Source organism: Streptomyces sp. NPDC001851 (assembly GCF_040297165.1).
Taxonomy (GTDB): Bacteria; Actinomycetota; Actinomycetes; order Streptomycetales; family Streptomycetaceae; genus Streptomyces.
The window spans coordinates 1-1,102 of record NZ_JBEOYR010000095.1 but is presented as its reverse complement, the minus strand read 5'-3'; the positions used below and the strand labels follow the sequence as shown (position 1 = coordinate 1,102).

2 protein-coding genes are annotated in these 1,102 nt (G+C 63.8%); both read left to right on the top strand.

Annotated elements, in window-relative coordinates; translation table 11 throughout:
* Nucleotides 1-185: glycerate kinase (locus ABT171_RS41730; protein ID WP_351252193.1), on the top strand; the 185-nt coding region annotated here is incomplete at its 5' end.
* A gap of 56 nt (nucleotides 186-241) precedes the next feature.
* The coding region (gene hemH / locus ABT171_RS41725; protein ID WP_351252191.1) for a ferrochelatase at nucleotides 242-1,102 on the top strand (861 nt) is incomplete at its 3' end.

The window sequence follows — 1,102 nt, the reverse complement described above, 5'->3', positions numbered from 1 at the left end:
CCGGCAGCCTGACGCCGGATTATTCGGTGGTGCATCAACACGGCATCGATGCGGCGTTTTCGGTGCTCGATCGCATCGTGACGCAGGAAGACGCGCTGGCGGACGCCGATCGCAATCTGCAGGTGACGGCGCGCAACGTGGCGGCGGTATGGCAACTGGCGCAAGGGGGAAGCCCACAGGGATAGCCTGTTGCTGTTATCGGTTCCGACGCAGGACTTTTCCGTTACAATAGCCGGCATTAATGGCTGCTGACATCCCGACCCAGAACGGAATGCCGGCCGGAAAGGAAATGAGGGGAACTGAGATGAAGCAAGAGAAACACGGCGTATTGCTGGTGAACCTGGGCACACCAGATGCGCCGACCTCGTCGGCGGTCAAACGCTATCTGAAGGAATTCCTCAGTGACGATCGCGTGGTCGACACGGCGCCGCTGATCTGGTGGCCGATCCTCAACGGCGCGATCCTGCCGATCCGCTCGCCGCGCGTGGCGAAGCTCTATCAGTCGGTGTGGATGGAAGAAGGCTCGCCGCTGCTGGTATACAGCCGCCGCCAACAGCGGGCGCTGGCGGCGCGCATGCCGAATACGCCGGTGGAGCTGGGAATGAGCTACGGCTCGCCAAGTTTGGCGGAAGCCATCGACAAGCTGCTGGCGCAAGGTGTGACCAACCTGGTGGTGCTGCCGCTCTACCCGCAATACTCCTGTTCCACCAGCGCGGCGGTATGGGATGGCGTAGCGCGAGTGCTGAAAGGCTATCGCCGCTTGCCGTCGGTGGCCTTCATCCGCGATTACGCCGAACACCCGGCCTATATCGCCGCGCTGCAGCAAAGCGTGGAGCGCTCGTTCGCCGAGCACGGCCAGCCGGATCGGCTGGTGCTGTCGTTCCACGGCATCCCCAAACGCTATGCGCGCCTGGGCGACGACTACCCGCAGCGCTGCGAGGATACGCTGCGTGCGCTGAGCGCCACGCTGCCGCTGGCGCCGGAGCGCGTGATGATGACGTACCAATCGCGCTTTGGCCGCGAGCCGTGGCTGACGCCATACACCGATGAGACCCTGAAGGGGCTGCCGGCGCAGGGCGTGAAGCACATTCAGCTGATTTGC